The 21,910-nt window shown below is 56.6% G+C and carries 19 protein-coding genes; 6 read left to right on the top strand and 13 right to left on the bottom strand.

What is annotated here, in order from left to right:
- Position 1: 1 nt before the first annotated feature.
- From lptC to hslO, 8 genes are all read right to left on the bottom strand, one after another.
- Positions 2–619, bottom strand: coding sequence for an LPS export ABC transporter periplasmic protein LptC (lptC, locus tag AC2D8P_RS05940; RefSeq protein WP_484701355.1), 618 nt, complete (start codon positions 617–619; stop codon positions 2–4).
- Between the two features lie 75 nt (positions 620–694).
- The gene (locus tag AC2D8P_RS05935; protein WP_484701354.1) at positions 695–1,306 is read right to left on the bottom strand and encodes a ribonuclease D; all 612 of its coding nucleotides are present in this window, start codon (positions 1,304–1,306) and stop codon (positions 695–697) included.
- An 82-nt stretch (positions 1,307–1,388) separates the two neighbouring features.
- Complete coding sequence (locus AC2D8P_RS05930) at positions 1,389–2,579, bottom strand: class I SAM-dependent RNA methyltransferase (protein ID WP_484701385.1); 1,191 nt, start codon at positions 2,577–2,579, stop codon at positions 1,389–1,391.
- Between the two features lie 20 nt (positions 2,580–2,599).
- Complete coding sequence (locus AC2D8P_RS05925; RefSeq protein WP_484701353.1) at positions 2,600–4,435, bottom strand: ABC transporter ATP-binding protein; 1,836 nt, start codon at positions 4,433–4,435, stop codon at positions 2,600–2,602.
- Positions 4,432–6,276: an ABC transporter ATP-binding protein gene (locus AC2D8P_RS05920; RefSeq protein WP_484701352.1), complete on the bottom strand. Its 1,845-nt coding sequence runs from the start codon at positions 6,274–6,276 to the stop codon at positions 4,432–4,434. Before AC2D8P_RS05920 ends, AC2D8P_RS05925 begins: the two co-directional genes overlap by 4 nt.
- 162 nt (positions 6,277–6,438) lie before the next feature.
- Entirely contained in the window at positions 6,439–7,620 is a 1,182-nt protein-coding gene (locus tag AC2D8P_RS05915) for a CCA tRNA nucleotidyltransferase (RefSeq protein WP_484701351.1), read from the bottom strand.
- A complete protein-coding gene (locus tag AC2D8P_RS05910) occupies positions 7,617–8,219 on the bottom strand; it encodes a CoA pyrophosphatase (protein WP_484701350.1) in 603 nt (200 codons plus the stop codon). Before AC2D8P_RS05910 ends, AC2D8P_RS05915 begins: the two co-directional genes overlap by 4 nt.
- Positions 8,206–9,207: an Hsp33 family molecular chaperone HslO gene (gene hslO, locus AC2D8P_RS05905; RefSeq protein ID WP_484701349.1), complete on the bottom strand. Its 1,002-nt coding sequence runs from the start codon at positions 9,205–9,207 to the stop codon at positions 8,206–8,208. Before hslO ends, AC2D8P_RS05910 begins: the two co-directional genes overlap by 14 nt.
- Positions 9,208–9,281: 74 nt before the next feature.
- On the opposite strand from hslO, the gene AC2D8P_RS05900 reads away from it, so the two are divergent.
- Positions 9,282–9,740: an NUDIX domain-containing protein gene (locus tag AC2D8P_RS05900; protein ID WP_484701348.1), complete on the top strand. Its 459-nt coding sequence runs from the start codon at positions 9,282–9,284 to the stop codon at positions 9,738–9,740.
- On the opposite strand, the gene AC2D8P_RS05895 is transcribed toward AC2D8P_RS05900, so the two are convergent.
- A complete protein-coding gene (locus AC2D8P_RS05895; protein WP_484701347.1) occupies positions 9,697–11,004 on the bottom strand; it encodes a PP2C family protein-serine/threonine phosphatase in 1,308 nt (435 codons plus the stop codon). The two genes, AC2D8P_RS05900 and AC2D8P_RS05895, sit on opposite strands and share 44 nt — an antisense overlap.
- Before the next feature lie 152 nt (positions 11,005–11,156).
- Here AC2D8P_RS05895 and AC2D8P_RS05890 point away from each other — a divergent pair, with 152 nt between their 5' ends.
- On the top strand, positions 11,157–11,489 hold the full coding sequence (locus tag AC2D8P_RS05890; RefSeq protein ID WP_484701346.1) for an Hpt domain-containing protein: 333 nt from the start codon (positions 11,157–11,159) through the stop codon (positions 11,487–11,489).
- Between the two features lie 10 nt (positions 11,490–11,499).
- On the opposite strand, the gene ilvA is transcribed toward AC2D8P_RS05890, so the two are convergent.
- A complete protein-coding gene (gene ilvA / locus AC2D8P_RS05885; RefSeq protein ID WP_484701345.1) occupies positions 11,500–12,747 on the bottom strand; it encodes a threonine ammonia-lyase IlvA in 1,248 nt (415 codons plus the stop codon).
- A gap of 146 nt (positions 12,748–12,893) precedes the next feature.
- Between ilvA and AC2D8P_RS05880 the strand changes: the two genes are divergently transcribed.
- Positions 12,894–14,117 carry an argininosuccinate synthase gene (locus AC2D8P_RS05880; protein ID WP_484701344.1) on the top strand — a complete coding sequence of 408 codons (1,224 nt, stop codon included), beginning with the start codon at positions 12,894–12,896 and terminating at the stop codon, positions 14,115–14,117.
- On the top strand, positions 14,118–14,576 hold the full coding sequence (locus tag AC2D8P_RS05875) for a DUF3592 domain-containing protein (RefSeq protein WP_484701343.1): 459 nt from the start codon (positions 14,118–14,120) through the stop codon (positions 14,574–14,576). It abuts the gene before it with no gap.
- Positions 14,577–14,638: 62 nt separating this feature from the next.
- Here the strand turns inward: AC2D8P_RS05875 and AC2D8P_RS05870 are convergent, their stop codons facing one another.
- A complete protein-coding gene (locus tag AC2D8P_RS05870) occupies positions 14,639–15,352 on the bottom strand; it encodes a sulfotransferase-like domain-containing protein (protein WP_484701342.1) in 714 nt (237 codons plus the stop codon).
- 132 nt (positions 15,353–15,484) lie between these two features.
- On the opposite strand from AC2D8P_RS05870, the gene msrA reads away from it, so the two are divergent.
- Positions 15,485–16,153: a peptide-methionine (S)-S-oxide reductase MsrA gene (msrA, locus tag AC2D8P_RS05865; RefSeq protein ID WP_484701341.1), complete on the top strand. Its 669-nt coding sequence runs from the start codon at positions 15,485–15,487 to the stop codon at positions 16,151–16,153.
- 2 nt (positions 16,154–16,155) lie between these two features.
- Here msrA and AC2D8P_RS05860 read toward each other — a convergent pair whose 3' ends face one another.
- Positions 16,156–18,414: an NADP-dependent malic enzyme gene (locus AC2D8P_RS05860; protein WP_484701340.1), complete on the bottom strand. Its 2,259-nt coding sequence runs from the start codon at positions 18,412–18,414 to the stop codon at positions 16,156–16,158.
- Between the two features lie 165 nt (positions 18,415–18,579).
- Between AC2D8P_RS05860 and mutS the strand changes: the two genes are divergently transcribed.
- Entirely contained in the window at positions 18,580–21,243 is a 2,664-nt protein-coding gene (mutS, locus tag AC2D8P_RS05855; RefSeq protein WP_484701339.1) for a DNA mismatch repair protein MutS, read from the top strand.
- 63 nt (positions 21,244–21,306) lie between these two features.
- On the opposite strand, the gene AC2D8P_RS05850 is transcribed toward mutS, so the two are convergent.
- Positions 21,307–21,888 carry a nucleotide exchange factor GrpE gene (locus AC2D8P_RS05850; protein WP_484701338.1) on the bottom strand — a complete coding sequence of 194 codons (582 nt, stop codon included), beginning with the start codon at positions 21,886–21,888 and terminating at the stop codon, positions 21,307–21,309.
- Positions 21,889–21,910: the final 22 nt, after the last annotated feature.

Genomic DNA, 21,910 nt, shown 5'->3' with positions numbered 1-21,910 from the left:
TTCATTCCCTGTTGATTTGCGGCGTGTATATCAGTTTCACCCCATCGTTGAAAACCAGTTGATGCCCACCATTTTCAACATCTGTCTGTGTTAGCATCATTTTTCCGGCACTCAGCGCGCCAAAAGGGGCCTGTGCCTCTACCGGCGTCTGGGTTGACAGCAGCACCCCATCCAGATCGGCGATGAATTCTTGCGATCGCAAAACGAACCCCGAAGAGGTCCGCGCATTCACGTCCCCGGTTAGGGTCGTGTATCGACCATCGTTTTCAAACACCCCCTGATCCGACACGATCGCCAATTGCAGCCCCTCTTGGGTTTCAAACTGCGCAATCAGATTTTGCCCGAGGATCACGCTGCTATCGGCAACATCTGGTCGCGCGGTTTCAGCCTGCAATGATACGGCCGTGCCATCGCCAGCCACGCCTGAGTAGTTCGGGGCGGAAATGCGTGGATCATTTGCCAGATCCTCAATCTCGACCTGAGAATATGGAATAGATTGGCCAGCGTTATCGCGGCCGGAAAACATGAACAGCGTCGACAATAGCGCCAGCGCCATCATGGGCAAGACGATCTTTACCCATGACACAAGGCGGGAATAAGAGTTGTCAAAGCTGGCCATTATACCGTGCAATCAGTGCCGATGTCTGAGATGTCATGTGTAGGTGAATGACCGAATTCTCAAGCCCCGGCTGGTTTAGTGCGCAAAAATATCCTGCTCTGGCCAGCCTGCCAGATCAAGCCGCGCGCGAGTGGGCAGGAAATCAAAGCAGCTTTGTGCCAGTTCTGTCCGACCTTCGCGGGCAAGGCGCGCGTCCAGCTTCTCCCTCAGCCGGTGTAGATAGAGCACGTCAGAGGCCGCATAATCCAGTTGCGCGGAGGTCAGGTCTTCTGATCCCCAATCGCTCATCTGTTGCTGCTTTGAAATGTCGATGTCCAGCAATTCCTGCAGCAGGTTTTTCAGCCCGTGCCGATCAGTGTAGGTGCGCACCAGTTTTGAGGCGATCTTGGTGCAATAAACCGGGGCTGTCACAACGCCAAAGGCATTCAAGAGTGCGGCGATATCAAAGCGGCCAAAATGAAACAGTTTCAACACCTCGGGGTCCGCCAACATGCGGCATAGGTTAGGTGCATTGGTCTGCCCCTTTTCCACCTGCACCAAATGGGCATTGCCATCGCCATCTGACATTTGCACCACACATAGCCTGTCACGGTGCGGGTTCAGGCCCATGGTTTCGCAGTCGATGGCCACCACCGGTCCGAGGCGGAGCCCGTCGGGCAGGTCGTTCTTATACAGATAATTTGCCACGCGGGTGCCTCTTGTTTCTGAAACGGTTTGGCGGGTGATAGGGGCATTTGCATCGAAATTCAACCGACGCAATCCCGACAGGTTACCGCCTGAGCGCCGCAACGATTTCAACATGCGGTGACCAGCGGAACTGATCCACCACACGGACATTGCCCAAGGCGAACCCTGCCTCTGTCAAAATCCGCACATCGCGGGCAAAGGTGACCGGATTGCACGACACCATGGCGATGGTCGGAATGTTCGATTTGGCCAGCTCTGCCACCTGCGCCTCTGCCCCGGCGCGGGGTGGGTCGATAATCGCCGCGTCATAGGATTTCAGCTCATCGGGCATCAGAGGTCTGCGAAACAGGTCTCGCGATTCGGTCGTGACGCGTTTCAACCCGTTCGATTGGCGCCATCCTGCATCCAGCGCCGACATCATGTCAGCGGACCCTTCGACGGCATGGACCTCTGAGCTCTCTGCGGTCGGCAAACTGAAGGTTCCGCACCCCGCAAACAGATCGACGACCGACTTTGCGCTTAAAATAGTCTCTAACACAGCCGAAATCAGTGTTTTCTGGCCATGTTCGGTGGCCTGCAAGAATGCCCCGGGTGGGGGCGTAACCTGGGCCGAGCCAAACCGCTGCCAGGGCGGTGCCTCTTGCGCAATCACCTCATCCCCCCAGGTCAGTCGAATGATTCCATGCGCCCCGGCCAACTGAGCGAGCCCCATGCGAAGCGTTGCATCAATGGATTTGCCGCCATCAACCCGCAGATCCAATCCTGCCGGGCTTTCGGTGAGGGTCAGGCTCAATTCACCCTTTCGCGACCCACCCAGCATTGTCAATTCCTGTAACGCTGGTAGGGCCGCCATAAGCCCCGGAGTCAGCAGACGACAATCCGGCACATCCACGATGGTGTCGCTGGCCTTGGCGTGAAAGCCGATCAAAGCCCCTTTTTTGGTGCGCCGCGCAGATAAAACCGCGCGCCGTCTCGACCCCGGCGGAGAGGTGAAAATGGACTCTATTTCAGCTGAAATGCCCTGTGCAGAGAGGGCATTTAACACGATATCCGCCTTCCACCTGCTGACAAATTCGTCAGAGGCATGCTGCAACTGACAGCCGCCACATGATTTGGCGTGGCGGCATGGGGGGCGCACCCTGTCTGGTGACGGTGTGTCGACTCGAACATTGTGCAAGCTGTCGCCAACAAGATCGCCACTGACAATCTCACCTGGTAGCGCACCCGGCACATAGACGGGACCCGGGGCAATTCCATCACCAAGATGGCCCATTCTTTCAATTGTTGCTGTCGTCACTCTGCAGCCTCATCAACACAAATAAACCCATCAGACTGCCGCGCCCAGAATTGCGCGTATAGCCCGCCCTTTTTCAGCAATTCCGGGTGGGTTCCCTGTTCAGCTATTCGGCCCTGGTCGAGCACGATAATGCGATCCATATGCGCAATTGTGGACAGGCGATGGGCGATGGCCAGCACGGTCTTGCCCTCCATCGCTGCCCGCAATGCAGATTGAATCTGCGCCTCGACCTCACTGTCCAGGGCCGAAGTGGCCTCATCCAGTACCAGAATTGGCGCGTTCTTCAGGATGGCGCGCGCCAGGGCGACTCGCTGACGTTGCCCCCCGGACAGGCGCACGCCGCGTTCACCAAGATGGGCATCATAGCCCTTTCTGCCTGAATGATCCTCCAGCCCCAGCACAAACTCATGCGCCGCCGCCTGTTTTGCTGCGGCAAAGATGTCCTCGTCTGATGCATCAGGGCTGCCATATCCAATATTGTCGCGGGCGGAACGGTTAAACATCGCCGTTTCCTGCGTGACCATCCCGATCTGGCGACGCAGACTTTCCTGTGTAACTCCGGCCACATCTTGCCCATCGATCAGGACTTGCCCGCTTTCGGTGTCATAAAGCCGCAAAAGTAACGACACCAACGTCGATTTCCCCGCGCCGGAGGCCCCGACGATGCCGATTTTCTCCGCCGGACGGATGGTCAGGTTAATCCCATCAATCCCGCCGATCTGACGCCCATAGGCAAAGCTGATGTTTTTAAATCGGATTTCGCCTTTGGGCACAGACAGTTCCGCGGCGTGTGGCTCATCGGTCAAATCGTAGGCGGGCGTAAGCGTCCGCATCCCATTTTCGACCTCCCCCACATTGGAATAAATCGCCATCAAGGTATAGCTGACCCAACCGGTCATCTGTGCAATGCGGATAGAGATCCCGCCCGACGCCACCACATCCCCCGGTGTGGCCATGCCCTGTCGCCACAAAAGCAAGGTCGTCCCAACCAGAAAAACCGGCAACATGCCTGCCAGAAACATCAGTGACGCGCGGAAGACAGCAGACAGCCAGCCAAATTCCAATGCGCGCTCCCTAAGCTCAACCATTGCTTCGCGCGCGGCGTTATCCTCGTGGCGGGCAAGAGCAAATAGTTTGACTGTCTTGATGTTGGTGATCGTGTCCACAACCTGCCCGGACACCATCGCGCGGGCCCCGGCCCGTTTCGCAGAGCGTATGCGGATGCGCGGCAAACACCATCTTATCAGGCCGAAATAAAGTATGAGCCAGACCAAAAAAGGTGCCATCGCCAGCGGATGAATGCTGCCCAAAAGCGCCAATGACGCAAAGAGCGACGCAATGGCAAAAACCACGGCGCTGATAACCTCGCTCACCACAGAGGACAGGGCGTTTGCCGTCTGCATCTGTTTTTGCGCGATGCGGCCAGCAAAATCATTGTCGAAAAAGCTGACCGCTTGACCCAATGTCCAGCGGTTCAGCTTTGCCAGTACAAGGGGCGAGATGTTTGGCGTCACCAAATAGTTGTTCGATACCGCCGCCATGCCAAAAAGGGCTGGGCGCAATAGCATGAAAAACGCCGCAGCCCCGATGATTAGCATCAGATTGTTTGGGTCGAAGAACCCTTCGGGGCCCTGAACGATTGCCGAGTCGATTACCACACCTAGCACCCAGGCCGATCCTGCCTCCATCGCGCCGGCGGCGGCAGACAGGATCGATGCCAGGATCAAAACCGGCCAAGCACCGCCAAGTGCCCAGCGCATAAAGGCCCACAATGATTGGGGCGGGGCGGTTGTGGCCTCGCGAAACGGGTCGATCAGGTTTGCCAGCTTCACTCCGCGGCCTCGTCTGTCCCGATGAAGCCCCCAGATTGCCGCGCCCAGAAATGCGCGTAAAGCCCATCTGCGGCCAACAGCTCTGAATGGGTTCCATCCTCGGCAATGCGGCCCTGATCCAGTACCAGGATGCGGTCCAGCTGCGCGATGGTAGACAGGCGGTGGGCGATGGCGACGACGGTCTTGCCCTCCATCATGTCATAAAGCGTTTCCTGAATCGCGGCTTCAACCTCTGAATCCAGCGCGCTTGTCGCCTCGTCCAGCAAGAGGATCGGTGCGTCCTTCAGGATGACGCGCGCCAAGATAATCCGCTGGCGCTGGCCGCCGGACAATTTAACCCCACGCTCCCCGACCTGAACGTCATAGCCGCGTCGCCCCAGCGGATCCTCCAGTCCAAGGATAAAGTCATGCGCCTGCGCTTGCTTGGCCGCCTCGATCATCTGTTCCTCGGTCGCATCCGGACGGCCATATAAAATATTGTCGCGCACGGATCGGTGCATCAGCGAACTGTCCTGTTGCACCATGCCGATCTGTTGTCTCAGGCTGTGTTGTGTTACCGCGCCGATGTCCTGCTTATCAATACAGATCCGTCCGCCATCGGGATCGTAGAACCGCAGTATCAGCTTAACCAGCGTGGTTTTTCCCGCGCCTGATCGCCCGACCAGCCCGACCTTTTGTCCGGAGGGTATGGTCAGATCGATCCGATCCAGCCCACCTGCGGTTTTGCCGTAATGGTGTGACAGTCCCTGAATATCGATCTGTCCCTCGCGCAGTTCCAGCGCTTTTGCATTAGGGCGATCTACCAGCGCGATGGGCTGGGCAATGGTTTCCATCCCTTCCGAAATCACGCCTAGGTTTTGAAAGAGGCTCGACAGGGCCCACATGATCCAGCCGGTCATGGCGTTCAGACGCAAGGTCAAAACCGTTGCTGTCGCCACAACACCAGATGACGCCACGCCCTGTACCCAGAGTAAAAGCGCCCACCCCACGGCCCCAACAATCAGCAATCCGTTCAGGATCACCAATGTAACGGTCATCGTGGTATAGATCCGCATTTCCTGTTGAAACGTCTGGCGAGAATGTTCGATCGCTTGTCGGGAGTAGGCCATTTCGATCCCGCTGTGATCAAAGAGCTTGACTGAATGCACGTTGGAATAGGCATCCACGACCAAACCGGTCACGGCGCTGCGGGCGTCGGATGACCGTTTTGACGCCGGCCCGACGCGCCGCAAGGTCCAGCGCACAAGAAATCCGTAGAACACAAACCAGATCAACAACGGCACCAGCAAGCGCGGATCTGCAGCCGCCAACAGGACCGCTGCGCCCACAAGATAGGCAATGGAAAATGAAACCGCGTCAAACACCTGAAACACGGCCTCGCCCGCTGCGGGCGGGGTTTGCATAATCCGGTTGGCAATCCGACCGGCAAAATCGTTCTCAAACCAGCCCACGGATTGGTTCAAAACATGCCGATGTGCGCGCCAGCGAATCAAGGCGCCGAAATTTGGCAGGATCGCGTTGTTCAAAAGGCCGGTGCCCAGCGCCTCTACCAACGGCCAGATCAGCAGGATGAACAGCGCGGCAAGGATCAATTCCATCCCGTGATCTGCCAAAAACTGCTGTGGGGTGCTGAGGGCCAGTAGATCAACGACCCGGCCCAGATAAAAGATCATCGATACCTCGATCACCGCCGCGATGATGGATATCAGCCCTGTCCACCAGAATACTTTGCGAAAGGGTTGAGCATAGCCCTTTAGGAACGGCCACAACCTGTTGGGTGGCGTGTTCTGGGTGGGGTAGTCACAAAAAGGATCAATGAGATTTTCAAAAAAACGATACATGGATGTATGCTCCTGAACGAGCGAAAGGTCACAAATGCAGAGACGGGTGCCAATGCCACCCTGTCAATCAGGTTGGCGGTTGGCGTTAACTAAACCAGAGCCTGTAGCACATCTGTATTCCTCCATCCGAGGTACTTTCAGTTTCTGGGGTTAGCCCAGATTTCAGGATTTGTCACGCGATTTGCGATCATTCAATTGTGACAACAACGCTGCCCGATCCAGAGAGAATCCCGAAGCGATCCATGCTGCCTCCAGCCCCCGCAACGCCGTGCCCAGCGCGGCGCCGGTGTAATCCGGCATCAGATCTGTAGCAGAGATTGGAAAGCGGGCATGTGCACCTGCGGCAAAATCAGTCTCTAATTCAGGGGAAAGTGGCTGTTCCAGCATTGCTGCACGCAGCAAAAGGATATCTCTGGCGGCCTCAGTTCCATATCGATAGGCCAGTTCTGCGGGCCCGGTTTGTTCGCCGATCTGTTCGCGCAAAAGGCTGAGATACTTGGCCTCTGCCCGACTTAACCGCAACCGATTTTCTACGCCATCGCCACCCAGCGCCGCGAGCCTGCGGATTGGATTGGGGGCCAATCCTGCCTCCAGATGAACCAATGGCGCAATTGATGTTGCCTCCGCCCCCGGAAGGATGGTGGCCAGAACACCGCTCGCCGCCATGGACGCCAGGGCGGGTGCCGGATTGGGCGCCGCGAGTAGTTTTCGCACCTCAGACCCCATGCGTTCCGCGGAAAGCGTCTCTAATCCAGCCAAATTTGCCGAAGTCGCCGCCAAACCATCCGGATCAATACCTTGGGTCTGGTCGCCATAATGCGCGTAAAATCGGAAGAACCTGAGGATGCGCAGATAGTCCTCTTTGATCCGCTGCTCTGCCGCCCCGATGAAGCGAACACGGCCAGTGTGCAGGTCCTCAATGCCGTGTCCTGTGGGGTCGTTGATCAGCCCGTCCTGATCCGCATAGATCGCATTTATTGTCAGATCGCGACGCTGTGCGTCCTCAGCAATTTCTGTCGAATAAGCAACAACCGCATGACGGCCATCGGTTTCCACATCGCGGCGAAAGGTCGTGATCTCGTGCGGCTGGCCATCGATCACCACCGTGACCGTGCCATGGTCCATCCCGGTTGGAACGGATTTAAGCCCGGCGGATTGGGCAAGATCCACCACTTGTTCGGGCCGGGCGTCGGTGGTGATATCGATATCAATAACGGGCTTGCCAAGCAGTGCATCCCGCACGCATCCGCCGACAAACCATGCCTGAAACCCTGCGCCGATCAACATTTGCATCACTGATCTGGTGCGCGGGTCGTCCATCCACGGGGCGAACAGCCGGGTCATGTGTGCAGCCTTTCGGCCAGTCCTCGTAAAATGCGGGCAGTTGCACCCCAGATGTAATAGGGCCCGTAAGGCACCGTGTAATAGTATCGCGGCATCCCGCGCCAGATGCGCGAGCCCACCGAAAAACGCTGGCGATCCATCAGATGGGACAGTGGAACAGCAAAAACCTCTTCAGTCTCTCCGGGTTCTGCAAAAAATTCGACCGGCTCCTGGATCAGGCCGATCACGGGGGTGACGGAAAAACAGGTAACGGTTTCATGATCCGGCAGTTCGCCCAGAATTTCGACCGCGTCGGGAGGCAGGCCGATCTCTTCCTGCGCCTCCCGCAGGGCTGCGTGGCGGGCTGACTGGTCCTCTGGATCCACTTTGCCGCCGGGAAAGGCGATCTGGCCGGGATGGTGTTTCAGGCCCGAGGCGCGTTTGGTTAGGACAACTTGTGGGTCACCGCCACCCAACAAAATAGGAACCAAAACCGCCGCCGGGCGCAGCTGGCGGCCCGGACGCACGGGCGAGTTGATCTCTAGATCAAAATCCGACGACCCTGCGCCAGAAACATTGAGCGCATCAAGAAGGCGTTGTTTGATGTCAGGCCCGGTCACCGGATCTCTCTTCGGCCTCAAACCCCAGGGTTTTCGGCTCTAGCACATAATGCGCGCCACAGAACTGGCAATCGGCGGTTACAGTCCCATCGTCTTTTGTCATATGGGCGATGTCCTTGGCGGAATAGATTGATAGGCTTTCGCGAACGCGTTCTTCGGAACAGGTGCAGCCGAATTTGACCGGCTGGGGTTCAAAGACGCGCGGGCTTTCTTCGTGAAACAGCCGGACCAAAAGATCGGTAGGATGAACCGTTGGGCCGATCAGCTCGATCTCTTCGACCGAATCCAGCAGGATGTTGGCGCGGTTCCAGTTTTCTTCTTCATCGCTGTGCAGCAGATCGGCGGGGGTCAATACGCCACCTTCGCCGCTGCCGCCCTCGTCCTTCACATGGGGGGAGGCCTTGGGCATGTTTTGCAGCATGGCCCCGCCAGCACGCCAGCTTTCTGGTCCTGTCGCCATCTGGGATTTGCCGAATGACAGCTCAAATCGGGTTGGCAGCTGCTCTGACTGGGCGAAATAGGTTTCGGCGCAGGCGGCAAGGGAGCCTCCTGCAATGGGGGTTATGCCCTGATAGGGCACCGTGCCCTCGCCCTGATCAATCAGGATCGCAAAGTAACCGGATCCGATCTGCGAAAACGGGTCTGCCGTTGGGTCCAGACGATCCCGGTCAAAACTGGCATAGGCGCGGATACGCGCGGGTTCACCCTCTGCCTCTGGACCATAATAATCGGTTGCGATCAGGCGGGCCGGGCCGTCGCCGCGCACCTGTATCGACAGTTTCCACCGCAACTTGATCGTTTGGCCGATCAATGCGGTCAACAGGGCGGTTTCAGCCACCAAAGCCTCTATCACAGGGGGGTAGTCATGTTGCGACAAAACACCGTCCAACACACCATCAAGCCTGGCAACCCGGCCCCGGATATCGGCGCGGTCCAGCTGAAACGGCAAGATCGTATCGTCCCATGCGATTTGACTGCTGAGTGTCATCAGGCTTTCCTTATAGGTCAGAGGTTGGCATACCGCGTCCATATAGGCAGGGCAACCGCGGGGAAAAGGGCAAAATGATCAGAAGAGTGGGCGAAATTCCGATTCCGGGTGTAAAATATGTCCCGCGCCCGGGTGTGTATTCCATTCTTGCCAGCGGGCGGGATATTCTGTTGACGCATCAAGAAGAGCCAGAGCCAGAATTTCAACTGCCCGGCGGCGGGATTGATCCGGGTGAATCACCGATCAGCGCCCTACACCGCGAAGTGTACGAGGAAACCGGATATCGGATTGCACAGGCGCGCCGATTTGGTGTTTTCCGCAGATTCGTATTCATGCCGGAATATGACATGTGGGCAGAAAAGATCAGCCATGTGTATTTGGCACGTCCTGCATTGCGAATAGGCCCACCGGCAGAAGCCGGCCACACGCCAATATGGGTCGATATAGAACAGGCCGCAGATATGGTGGCCAATCCCGGCGATCAAATGTTCATGGCAGAGTTTTGTCGCCGTTATCTGGCCGCGCTCCGGTAAACTCGACCGACACGATTGATACATCGTCCTCAAACCCGGACCGGCCGGAAAACTTTGCCATCTCCTCAATCAGAGCGTTGCAGAACGCCTCTCCTGATGTGCCCGATACGCGATGCAGCAGACGCTCCAGTTCGGGCGGTTCGATCATTTTTCCGTTTGGCGCCGTGCATTCGGTGATTCCGTCCGACACAAGCAAGGCTCTATCACCGGGATAGAGCGTGGTTTCCAGACATTCAAACTCTGCCCCGTCAATCAATCCGACCGGCAGACCGCCCAATCCAATATGTTCAATCTGGCCTTGGGCGCGCATAACAATTGGATGGGGGTGCCCGCATTGCGTCATGACCAGACACCCAGTTTGCAAATCCAGATGCCCCAAGACCAAGGTGAAATACTGCTCTGTATCAATTTCCTGCAACACCAGACGGTTCAGATCACGCGCAACGTCAGAAGGCGGTCTTGGGAGCCACTGCCCATCGTCGCCCAAGCTGAGTGCAATATTCTGATCGGGCTTTTCAGCAGGGAAGTGCCCGGCGAGGCGGACAGTCATCAACGCAGACGCAATGCCGTGTCCGGACACGTCAATCCCATAGATCCCTATTTGGCGGTCGTTGATGGGAAACATGCCCACCAGATCGCCCCCGACATGGCCGCTGGTCCGAAGCGCCAGCGCAACGGACGCCCCGCCATAATCCCTGTAACGTTCCTTGATCAATGATTGCTGAAGCTTTCGCGCCTCAATCAGATCACGATCAATGCGGTCATAAAGAATCTGAAGCTGCGACAGGGTTTCAGACACGATCTGGTTTTTCTTCTGCAGCTCGCGCTCCATCTTTTGGATCCGCTGACCCGCGATGATGCGGGCGCGAAGCTCATCCGGGTGCACGGGTTTGGTCAGAAAGTCATCTGCGCCCGCCTCTAACCCTTGGGCCACCTCTTCCTTGGCGCTTTTAGAGGTCAGCAGGATAAAATATCCATAGGTATCACGGCGAAGCTGACGAAAGGCGCGGCAAAATTCCGGACCACTCATGCCTGGCATCATCCAATCGCTGATGATCATATCGATGTGGCTGGATTGGCAGATTTCCAGCGCCTCTTCGGCACTTTCAGCAAGGTAAAGCCGAAACCCCCATTTCTGAAGCGAGCTTCCCAGGATTTTACGCTGCAATCGGCTGTCATCCACAACAAGGATCGACGGCGGCGGGGCCGCCTGGATATCAACCTCAGCACCTCCTGATTCAGACTGGGCGGGTAGACTGTTCATTATTCACACAACACCTAATACTATACGCCTTAGTCCTATTGCCGGGGTGTTAAGGCTGTATGAAAACCCGCCCGTGATCTGCAATCACGGCTTACGGCTCGTTAATCTTCGGCCGCTACGATCTGTGGGCATTCACCATATAGGGGATTGATATGATTGATTGGGGCCGGGTTGAGACGTTGCGATCAGAAGTGGGCGACGACGATTTTACCGAAGTTCTAGACCTGTTTCTGGAAGAGGTAGAGGAGGTGATGGCCAACCTGAATTCCAGTATGACGCTGAATGACTATGAACCAACCTTACATTTCCTGAAGGGCAGCGCCATGAATCTGGGCTTTCAGGACCTTGCAGAGCTTTGCAGATCAGGGGAACAACAGAGCGCCCAAGGTCAGGCGCAATTGGTCGATCTTGACCAGGTTGTCGAATGCTACCGCACCTCAAAGGCGGCGTTTCAAGAACGGGTTTCGTTGGACTCGGCGGCCTAAGGTGCCAACCTTAAATCACAAATTCGGCCAGCGTCTGGTCGTTTGTGATGTCGCGAAACCCAAAACCCTGTTTTTCCAGCTCTCCAAACAGGCGATCAAAGTTTTCTGGTCTGACCGTTTCGATCCCAATCAACACAGATCCAAAATTTCTGGCGGATTTCTTAAGATACTCAAATCGGGCAATATCATCTTCCGGGCCGAGGATGTTCAGGAAATCTTTCAAGGCCCCGGGTCGTTGCGGCAGTCGCAGAATCAGGTATTTTTTGACGCCGGAGTAGCGCTGAGCGCGCTCTTTAACCTCAGGCAGGCGTTCGAAATCAAAGTTTCCGCCAGAGGTGACGCAGACAACTGTTTTGCCTTTGATCTGATCAGCAATATCCGTCAGCGCATCGACTGACATAGCGCCCGCAGGCTCCAGTACAATGCCTTCGACATTCAACATCTCGATCATCGTGGTGCAGATGCGATCCTCAGACGCGATCAGGATATCGCCGCGGTCGCATGTACGAAGGACGCCAAAGTTGGTCTCGCCAATCCTTGCAACCGCCGCCCCGTCCACGAAGTTATCGACCTGGTCCAACGTCACAAGCTGCCCTGCCTCCAGCGCAGACGCAAGGCTCGCGCCGCCAGAAGGTTCGACCAGCTTGACCTGTGTGTCCAGATTTGCCGCGCGTAGAAAGGAAATGACGCCAGAGGACAAGCCGCCGCCCCCCACAGGCAAAACCACCAGATCGGGGGTTTGACCCAGTTGTTCAAGCATCTCAACCGCGACCGATGCCTGCCCCTCGATCACATCCTCATCATCAAAAGGCGCCAGAAAATGCGCACCAACATCTGCGCAATACGCTTGGGCAGAGGCCAAAGTGTCGTCAAAATAATCCCCGATCAGGCGAATATCGACGGATCCGTTGCCAAAGATACGGGTTTTATCGATCTTCTGTTGGGGTGTAGTGACGGGCATGAAGATCACGCCCCGAACCCCAAAGTACCGGCAAACAAAGGCCACGCCCTGGGCATGGTTGCCGGCGCTGGCACATACAAAAACCTGCTGATCCTGGTTTTCTGACAACACCTTGCGCATAGCATTAAACGCGCCGCGAATTTTGTAGGACCTGACCGGAGACAGATCCTCGCGCTTGAGCCAGATGTCGGCCTCAAAACGTTGGGACAGATGATCATTGCGCTGCAACGGTGTTGGCGCAAAGAGATCACGTAAAGCTGCCTCTGCCGCCCGGGCCTGTGTCGTAAAATCGGTCATGCCCGCGTGATTGCCGCAAGGCCCGGCGAAGTGCAAGGAATACATCGGAATACTGAGAAGATCGGCCACACGCATTGGGTCTGGCGTCTTGCCCCCACCTGAAAAACCCGCTACTGCCCGTGCGTCATTCGTATGAGGAAACACAGATGTCCGCGCCCAAGAAAGTTGTGCTCGCCTATTCCGGTGGGCTTGATACCTCGATCATCCTGAAATGGTTGCAAACCGAGTATGGCTGCGAGGTCGTGACCTTTACCGCCGATCTGGGTCAGGGGGAGGAGCTGGATCCTGCCCGCAAAAAAGCAGAGCTTTTGGGGATCGCGCCTGACAACATCTATATCGAAGACATCCGCGAAGAGTTCGTGCGCGATTTTGTCTTTCCCATGTTCCGCGCCAATGCGGTTTATGAGGGGCTTTATCTGTTGGGCACCTCTATCGCGCGCCCGCTGATTTCCAAGCGCCTGATCGAGATCGCCGAAGAGACCGGTGCCGATGCCATGGCCCATGGCGCAACCGGCAAGGGCAACGATCAGGTGCGGTTCGAGCTGGCCGCTTATGCCCTGAACCCCGATATCAAAGTGATCGCACCGTGGCGCGAATGGGATTTGACCTCCCGCACCCGGTTGCTGGACTTTGCAGAACAAAATCAGATCCCGATCGCCAAGGACAAACGCGGCGAGGCGCCGTTTAGCGTTGATGCCAACCTTCTGCACACCTCTTCTGAGGGCAAGGTTCTGGAAGACCCGGCTGTTGCAGCCCCGGATTATGTCTATCAGCGCACCGTTCATCCCGAAGACGCACCAAATGAGCCTGAATTCATCGAGATCGGATTTGAGCGCGGCGATGCCGTCAGCATCAACGGAGAGGCGCTAAGCCCTGCCACCATTCTGACAAGGCTCAACGAATATGGCGGCAAGCACGGCATTGGCCGGCTTGATCTGGTCGAGGGGCGCTTTGTCGGTATGAAATCCCGCGGCATTTACGAAACCCCAGGCGGTACCGTCTTGCTGGAGGCCCATCGCGGCATCGAATCCATCACCATGGATCGTGGTGCGATGCATCTGAAGGATGAGCTGATGCCGAAATATGCAGAGCTGATCTATAACGGGTTCTGGTATTCGCCAGAGCGTGAAATGCTGCAAGCCGCCATCGATGCCTCACAAACCCATGTCACCGGCACCGTGCGGATCAAGCTTTACAAGGGCTCGGCCACATGCGTTGGCCGCTGGTCTGATCACAGTCTTTATTCCGAAGAACACGTAACGTTCGAAGAAGACGCAGGCGCCTATGATCAGAAAGACGCTGCTGGCTTCATCAAACTCAATGCCCTGCGCCTGCGCCTTATTGCGATGCGCAACAAACGGGTCGGTTAAATGGCCCGCTACGGTCGCTATTGGGTCGATTGGCCCACAGCGACCGGGGCGATGATGTTTGTCCTGATGGGGGGTGGCTTTGCCGTCTTTGGTGGATGGCAGCTATGGACCACCCATAATTTCCTGCAAAATGCGGCAGAGATTTCGGCCACCGTCCTGAACAGCAACGAAAGCTGTGACAGTGAGGGCTGCACCTATTGGCCTGATTTTACGCTGACCGATCCGGGCGGGCAGGTGTTTGATCTGCCGACACAGTTCGGCTCCTCTGCCTATGGCTATTCAGAGGGCGTGGAAGTCGCCGTGATGTTCAATCCATCCTATGATTACGTCCGGGTGACCGGCGCCTCAAACCTGTGGCTTCTAGGCGGGGCATTTTTTGCCCTCGGCTTTCCGGTTTGCCTTCTGGGCTTTTGGTTGTTGGTCAAACATACAGTTTGGCGCTGGGATCGCACAATCTGACCTTTCCTTTCGCCCAAAATACCTCGGGGTGAATGCGCCATGGGCGCAGAGGGGCAGCGCCCCTAAATTTTATACGCCTTCAGGTGTTCGTAATAGGGCATAGCCCCATCTGTGACTTGGCCCAGGTGATCTGGCACCTCGGGCAACAATCCTTCGGCGCCGGCAAAGCCGGTGCTGCGATGAACAGCGCCGTACCAGTGGCGGGCCCAGATGCCGTCTTGTGGGTGTCCGCCGGACGGCCATTTTAACATCGCGGGGTCAAATTTGATGCCCAGCGCCTCACACAGACGGCGCATCTGTGTTTCTGGTTTGTCGCGAATATCGTGGCTGTCGATGACAATCGGGGTTTCGCCCAGACCGCGCGCCAGATCAAACAATTCGGCCTGCTGGCGAAAGCCGATATCTTCCAGCGTCGGGTTTTCGCGCTTGGCCGCATAGCTTGCAATCACCCGCGCCGGATGGCGGATCAGAAATACATTTCGCACCTCTCCGATCCAATCGCGCCGGATCCCGTCAATCATGTGCTGTGTCATGTGCTTTTGATAAAATACCGGCTTTTTGCCCGGAATAGAGCCTAATAACTCACCTATCACCTGCTCATAATCATGGCTTTGCGAGGCCAGAATCTCTTCGCTCATCGGGTGGTTCAGCCCGGTTTTGTGCAGATAGGCGGCGTAGAAAGGCTCATCCACCACGGCGCAATCGGCACGATTTCCAAAGGCATACATCATGGCGGTCGACAGGTTTCGTGGGCCAGACCACATCGCAATTCGCATTACATCATCCCCTGAAAATGCCGGACGGTACCGGCTCAACCGCGTTCACCTTGACGTGAGAATGCCGCAACCGCCCTTGTCACATGTCAGATGTCGCGACAATCTCTGCGCAAATTTGAAAGGGATGCAACCATGTTTCAGATCCAGCGAATTTGGCCTGCTGCAAGACGGCTGTTTTACGTCGGTATTCTGTCGGTGTCGCCGGTGGCCACCCAGGCCGCCGATCAGGCCACGTTCGTCGTCGCGGGCGGGTGTTTCTGGTGCGTGGAAGCCGATTTTGAAAGCGTCGAGGGGGTCGGCGATGTGGTTTCTGGCTACACCGGAGGTCACACAGAAAATCCGACCTACAAACAAGTCACCCGCGGCGGCACCGGCCATTATGAGGCTGTTGAAATTCCATATGATCCGGCGCAGGTCGATTTTGCCGAATTGCTGCATCTGTTTCTGCGGTCGGTTGATCCAACCGATGACGGCGGTCAGTTTTGTGATCGCGGTGACAGTTATCGCACGGCCATATTCGTCGCCAACGATCAGGAACGCGAACTTGCAGAACAAGCCATCGCCCGTGCGCGCACAGAGCTGGGCCGCCGGATCGTGACCCCTGTCCTCGACCTCGACACCTTTTACCTGGCTGAAAACTATCATCAGGATTATTATAAGGGCGAAAATCGTGTGCTAACGCGGTTTGGGGTCAAGCGGCAATACGAGGCCTATGCCCGCTACCGGGAAGGGTGCGGTCGCGACAGACGCGTGAAAGAGATTTGGGGGAATGATGCGCCGTTTGCGGACAAACCCCACTAAAACTATCCCACTTTGTTTGAGGCCAGAATCGCCATGTTCAGGATGTCGTTGACGGTGGATACCGTCGAGCAGATCTGAATCGGCTTGTCGACGCCGGTCAGGATCGGGCCGATAACGGTTGCCTCTGCCATTTCCTGCATCAACTTGACCGAGATAGAGGCCGAATGACGCGCGGGAACCACCAGCACATTGGCCGGGCCGGTCAGGCGTGAGAACGGGTATTGCGCCATTGCCTCCATATTCAAGGCAACATCGACGGTCATTTCGCCCTCAAATTCGAAATCAGCGCCACGTCTTTCCAGAATCTCTGGAGCTAAGTGCATTTTTTCCGCCCGCTCTGATACCGGGTAGCCAAAGGTGGAGAAGCTGGCAAAGGCAACACGAGGCTCCAGCCCCAATGCCCGTGCAACGCTGGCGCCGCGTTCGGCAATATTTGCCAGATCTTCGGCCTCTGGCCATTCATGGACCAGCGTGTCGCCGATCAATACAATACGCCCATGATGCAACAGCGCGGTAATGCCCACGGCACCGGTTTCCGCCGTTGCGTCAAACACATGATTGATCTGGTTCAGCACGTTGGCGGATTTTCGGGTGGCGCCGGTGACCAGGCCATCGCCATGGCCATGGGCCAGCATCAGGGCCGAAAATACGTGCCGGTCCCGGGCAGCAAGCCGGTGAATGTCGCCACGGTCAAAACCCTTGCGCTGCAAGCGCTTGTAAAGAAACGCCTTATATTCAGGCAGATGTTCTGTATTGGCCGCGTTCACGACCTCTATCTCATCAATCGCATCAGCAAGCCCGGCAGTTGTCAATTTTTCTGCGACGTCGGCCTCTCGACCCACCACGATGGCCGCGCCAAGCCCAGCCCGTTGATAGGCAACAGCCGCGCGCAGAACTTTGGGATCATCGCCTTCTGCAAAAATCATTCGGGCTTGCGCGGCCTTTGCTCTGGCATGGATGCCACGCAGAATCGATGCGGTCGGGTCCATCCGCGCCTTTAGATGTTCGCGGTAGCCATCCATATCGATGATCGGGCGGCGCGCAGCACCTGTATCCATACCGGCCTTAGCAACCGCAGGCGGGATCACATAAATCAGGCGCGGATCAAATGGGGTCGGGATGATGTAGTCACGCCCAAAGCTGAGCTTGCGGCCATAGGCCATGGCGACCTCATCCGGGACGTCCTCTCGTGCCAATTCGGCCAGCGCCCGGGCGCAGGCGATCTTCATCTCGTCATTGATGGCGCGGGCATGGATATCCAGCGCACCGCGGAACAGGTACGGGAAGCCCAATACGTTATTGACCTGGTTCGGGTAGTCCGACCGGCCGGTCGCCGCAATCGCGTCCTCGCGAACGGCGTGGGCCTCTTCGGGGGTGATTTCCGGGTCCGGGTTGGCCATGGCGAAAATGACCGGGTCCTTGGCCATGTCTGCAACCATTTCCGGGGTCACAGCACCCTTGGCGGACACGCCCAAAAACACGTCGGCACCTTTCATGGCATCCTCTAGCGAGCGCAGATCCGTCTTGATGGCGTGGGCAGATTTCCACTGGTTCATGCCTTCGGTACGGCCCTGATAAATCACGCCTTTTGTATCGCAAACAATGCAATTGTCGTGCTTTGCGCCCATGGATTTCAGCAGCTCAATGCAGGCAATACCCGCAGCGCCAGCACCATTCAGGACGATTTTGACATCTTCGATCTTCTTGCCAGACAGGCGCAGCGCGTTGATCAGACCTGCCGCACAAATCACAGCGGTACCGTGCTGGTCATCGTGAAAGACCGGGATGTCCATTTCTTCCTTGAGGCGCTGTTCGATAATGAAACATTCAGGCGCCTTGATGTCTTCCAGGTTGATGCCGCCAAAGGTGGGACCCATCAGTTTGACTGCGTTGATGAACTCATCGGCATCCTGAGTGTCGAGCTCCAGATCAATCGAATTAACGTCGGCAAAGCGCTTAAACAGCACGGCTTTACCCTCCATCACCGGTTTAGAGGCCAACGCGCCCAGATTTCCCATCCCCAAAATGGCCGATCCGTTGGAAATCACCGCCACCATGTTGCCCTTGGTCGTGTAATCATAGGCAGTTTCGGGGGCATCGGCGATGGCCTGAACCGGGACCGCCACGCCGGGACTGTAGGCAAGCGACAGGTCGCGCTGCGTTGTCATCGGGGTCGAGGGCGCGATGTCATACTTCCCCGGGCGCGGTTCCATATGATAGGCGAGGGCTTCTTCGGGGGTGATTTTGTTGTTGCTGGCCATGGTCTCTAATTCAGATCAAAGTGTCGGAAATCGTATATCAGGTTCATCGCGGGATGACAGTGCCGATCTGGTGCTGTTTATACGCCTTAATTTTTGCGGTGCACCCGGAATTAATTTGAGGCAATCTCTGCCAAGATTTGAAAATCAAGGAATGGTCGTTGACATATGGCAAAAGCAGCCACAGCCTCTGTAACCCCGATGATGGCCCAGTATCTGGAGATCAAGGCAGAGTATCCGGATGCGCTGTTGTTTTACCGCATGGGCGATTTTTACGAGATGTTTTTTGACGATGCCGTGGCCGCTGCTTTCGCGCTGGATATCGCCCTGACAAAACGCGGCAAACATCAGGGCGAGGATATCCCCATGTGCGGGGTGCCAGCCCATTCTGCCGAAAGCTATTTCCTGACATTGATCCGCAAGGGGTTTCGCGTTGCCGTTTGCGAACAGCTGGAAGACCCGGCAGAGGCGAAAAAGCGTGGCTCAAAATCAGTTGTCAAACGTGGCGTCACCCGTTTGGTTACGCCGGGCACACTGACCGAGGATACGTTGCTGGACGCGCGTCGCCATAACTATTTGGCGGCCTTTGCGGTGGTGCGGGAACAGGCCGCGCTGTCCTGGGTCGATATTTCGACAGGTGCTTTTCATGTCATGGACTGCCCGCCGGTTCGGTTGGGACCAGAATTGGCGCGGCTGGCCCCGCGCGAATTGTTGATCTCTGAAGAAAAAGAGCCGGATTACGCTGAAATAGTCTCTGATTTAGGGGTTTCTCCCACCCCGCTTGGTCGCGCAAGCTTTGACAGCAGTTCCGCCGAGATACGCCTGAAATCTTTGTTCGGAGTCGGGTCGCTGGAGGCGTTTGGACAGTTCGACAGGGCAGAGCTGGGCGCAATGGGGGCGATTGTTGATTACCTGGAGCTGACGCAAAAGGGCAATTTGCCGCTTTTGCGTCCGCCACAAAAGGAAAACACCGGCCGCATCATGCAAATCGATGCAGCAACGCGCCGAAACCTGGAACTGACCCATGTTTTATCAGGCGGGCGGCAGGGATCGTTGCTGTCGACCATTGACCGGACGGTGACGGCAGGCGGGGCGCGATTGTTGGAGCGGCGCATTTCCAGCCCCTCCCTGGATCTGACAGCCATCATCGATAGTCAGTCTGCGGTGTCGTATTTCTTTGATAGTGCTGGTGTTTCTGCCGACCTTCGATCCCTGTTAACCCGCACGCCGGATATTGACAGGGCGCTGTCACGATTGGCGCTGGATCGCGCGGGGCCACGGGACCTGTCTGCCATTCGCGATGGGCTGGAACAGGCGGGCCTGATTGCCGCCCGGCTGGAAGGCGAAACCCTGCCTGGCCTTCTGGAGTCCGCGGCCAAGGGTTTATTGGGGTTTGGACCGCTGGTTCAATATTTAAAACAAGCGCTGGTAGAAGATCCCCCGCTTTTGTTGCGCGATGGTGGCTTTATTGCAGCGGGTTTCAATGCCGAGCTGGATCAGACCCGCACCTTGCGAGATGAGGGGCGCGGCGTGATCGCCCGGATGCAACACGAATTCATCGATCAGACCGGCATTCAGTCCCTGAAAATCAAACACAACAATGTTCTGGGTTATTTTATCGAGGTGACCGCCACCCATGCCAAGCGCATGTTGTCGGAACCGCTGTCCGAAACGTTCATCCACCGGCAAACCACGGCCAACGCGGTTCGATTTACGACCGTCAAGCTGTCGGCGCTGGAAACGCGAATCCTGAACGCAGGCGCGCGGGCCCTCGAAATTGAAAAGGGTCTCTATTCCAGCCTAAAAGAGCAAGTTCTGGATCAATCTGACAAGATATTTGCGGCCACGCGGGCGCTTGCGGAAATTGATGTTTGCGCCGGATTGGCGGATATTGCGCGCCGGGATAATTGGTGCAAGCCAACGGTTGACGGCTCTCGCGTATTCGATATTCAGGGTGGACGGCATCCGGTGGTCGAGGCGGCGCTACGCCAGCAGGGTGTCGAAAGCTTTATCGCCAATGATTGTCAGTTTCTGCCGGATGATGGGGCCTCGATCTGGCTGCTGACCGGGCCGAATATGTCGGGCAAATCTACGTTTCTGCGGCAAAACGCACTCATTGCGCTTTTGGCGCAGATCGGCGGCTTTGTCCCGGCGCGCGCCGCCCATATTGGGTTGGTCAGCCAGCTCTTTAGCCGGGTTGGGGCCTCTGACGATCTGGCGCGGGGTCGATCGACCTTTATGGTCGAAATGGTCGAAACCGCCGCGATTTTGAACCAGGCTGATGACCGGGCCTTTGTCATTTTGGATGAAATTGGGCGCGGAACATCGACCTATGACGGGTTATCAATTGCCTGGGCCACATTAGAGCATTTGTACGAATCCAATCGTTGTCGCGCGCTTTTTGCCACCCACTATCATGAAATGACCCAACTGGCAGATAAACTTGATGGCGTCGACAATGCCACCGTTGCGGTGAAGGAGTGGGAAGGCGAGGTCATTTTCCTGCACGAAGTGCGCAAGGGAGCCGCAGACAGGTCTTATGGTGTTCAGGTCGCCAAGCTCGCCGGTCTTCCGCACAGTGTTGTTGATCGCGCGCGCGTCGTTCTGGACGCGTTGGAAAAAGGCGAACGTGAAGGCAGCAGCCATCAAAAGGCATTAATTGATGATTTGCCGCTGTTTTCGGCAACACCTCCACAACAGACACCTGCGCCCAGACCCGGCCCCTCCCCGGCGCTGGACAGATTGGCGGAGTCTGACCCGGATAACCTGACCGCTAAGCAAGCACTTGACCTTATATACGAACTCAGGGCGCTTTTGGATAAAGCGCCCTGATCGAAATGTCACTATGTTGGTCTTTTGTAAGCCGTCATGCCGCCAATGCGGGATGGTCTTTGATCACGATTTCGGGGTCGAGCTGACGCCCACTTTGGCCGGGCGCAGCAGGCGATCGTGCAGCTGAAACCCCTCGGCGGAAACCTGAATGATTTCACCAGCCACCGTGCCGGGCAGCGGGGCCTCAAACATGGCCTCGTGCAATTGCGGATCGAATGTGTCGCCGACCTCTGGCTTGATCCGGTTGATGCCGTGTTTGGAAAAGACGTTCAGCAATTCACGCCGGGTCAATTCGATGCCTTCCAACAGGGCGGCGTTGGCCTCGCGCTGTTCGTCAGTCACGGTTTCCAGCGCACGGGTCAGGTTGTCATAAACCGGCAGGACATCGCGCGACAGTTTAGAGCCGCCGTAGTTTTCAGCCTCTTTCCGATCCCGGTCAGCGCGTTTGCGCATGTTTTCAGCATCCGCCAAAGCCCGCAAAAAACGGTCTTTGAACTGATCGCGCTCTGCCTTGACCGCGTCCAGTTCATCAAACTCCGGCTCTTCTTCGTCTTTGGTGATATCGACCAGTTCTTCGGCATCCATCGCGGCCTCTAGGGCGTCGAGGTCATCCAAAAATTCGTCGTCTTGCTTGGCACCCGCCATCTTTCAATCCTTCTTGCCCGAT

Source organism: Roseovarius sp. YIN77 (assembly GCF_057219155.1).
The sequence above is the reverse complement of the archived record's forward strand: the minus strand, read 5'-3'. Positions and strand labels throughout refer to the sequence as shown.

Excerpts from the sequence above, each read along its gene's own strand:
- AC2D8P_RS05880 (WP_484701344.1), top strand. The coding sequence starts at position 12,894 with ATGTCCGCGCCCAAGAAAGTTGTGCTCGCCTATTCCGGTGGGCTTGAT.
- AC2D8P_RS05860 (WP_484701340.1), bottom strand. The coding sequence starts at position 18,414 with ATGGCCAGCAACAACAAAATCACCCCCGAAGAAGCCCTCGCCTATCAT.
- msrA (WP_484701341.1), top strand. The coding sequence starts at position 15,485 with ATGTTTCAGATCCAGCGAATTTGGCCTGCTGCAAGACGGCTGTTTTAC.
- AC2D8P_RS05930 (WP_484701385.1), bottom strand. The coding sequence starts at position 2,579 with ATGGGCCATCTTGGTGATGGAATTGCCCCGGGTCCCGTCTATGTGCCG.
- ilvA (WP_484701345.1), bottom strand. The coding sequence starts at position 12,747 with ATGACCGATTTTACGACACAGGCCCGGGCGGCAGAGGCAGCTTTACGT.
- AC2D8P_RS05915 (WP_484701351.1), bottom strand. The coding sequence starts at position 7,620 with ATGACCCGGCTGTTCGCCCCGTGGATGGACGACCCGCGCACCAGATCA.
- AC2D8P_RS05920 (WP_484701352.1), bottom strand. The coding sequence starts at position 6,276 with ATGTATCGTTTTTTTGAAAATCTCATTGATCCTTTTTGTGACTACCCC.
- hslO (WP_484701349.1), bottom strand. The coding sequence starts at position 9,207 with ATGACACTCAGCAGTCAAATCGCATGGGACGATACGATCTTGCCGTTT.
- AC2D8P_RS05870 (WP_484701342.1), bottom strand. The coding sequence starts at position 15,352 with ATGCGAATTGCGATGTGGTCTGGCCCACGAAACCTGTCGACCGCCATG.
- mutS (WP_484701339.1), top strand. The coding sequence starts at position 18,580 with ATGGCAAAAGCAGCCACAGCCTCTGTAACCCCGATGATGGCCCAGTAT.
- AC2D8P_RS05900 (WP_484701348.1), top strand. The coding sequence starts at position 9,282 with ATGATCAGAAGAGTGGGCGAAATTCCGATTCCGGGTGTAAAATATGTC.
- AC2D8P_RS05890 (WP_484701346.1), top strand. The coding sequence starts at position 11,157 with ATGATTGATTGGGGCCGGGTTGAGACGTTGCGATCAGAAGTGGGCGAC.
- AC2D8P_RS05850 (WP_484701338.1), bottom strand. The coding sequence starts at position 21,888 with ATGGCGGGTGCCAAGCAAGACGACGAATTTTTGGATGACCTCGACGCC.
- AC2D8P_RS05895 (WP_484701347.1), bottom strand. The coding sequence starts at position 11,004 with ATGAACAGTCTACCCGCCCAGTCTGAATCAGGAGGTGCTGAGGTTGAT.
- AC2D8P_RS05875 (WP_484701343.1), top strand. The coding sequence starts at position 14,118 with ATGGCCCGCTACGGTCGCTATTGGGTCGATTGGCCCACAGCGACCGGG.
- lptC (WP_484701355.1), bottom strand. The coding sequence starts at position 619 with ATGGCCAGCTTTGACAACTCTTATTCCCGCCTTGTGTCATGGGTAAAG.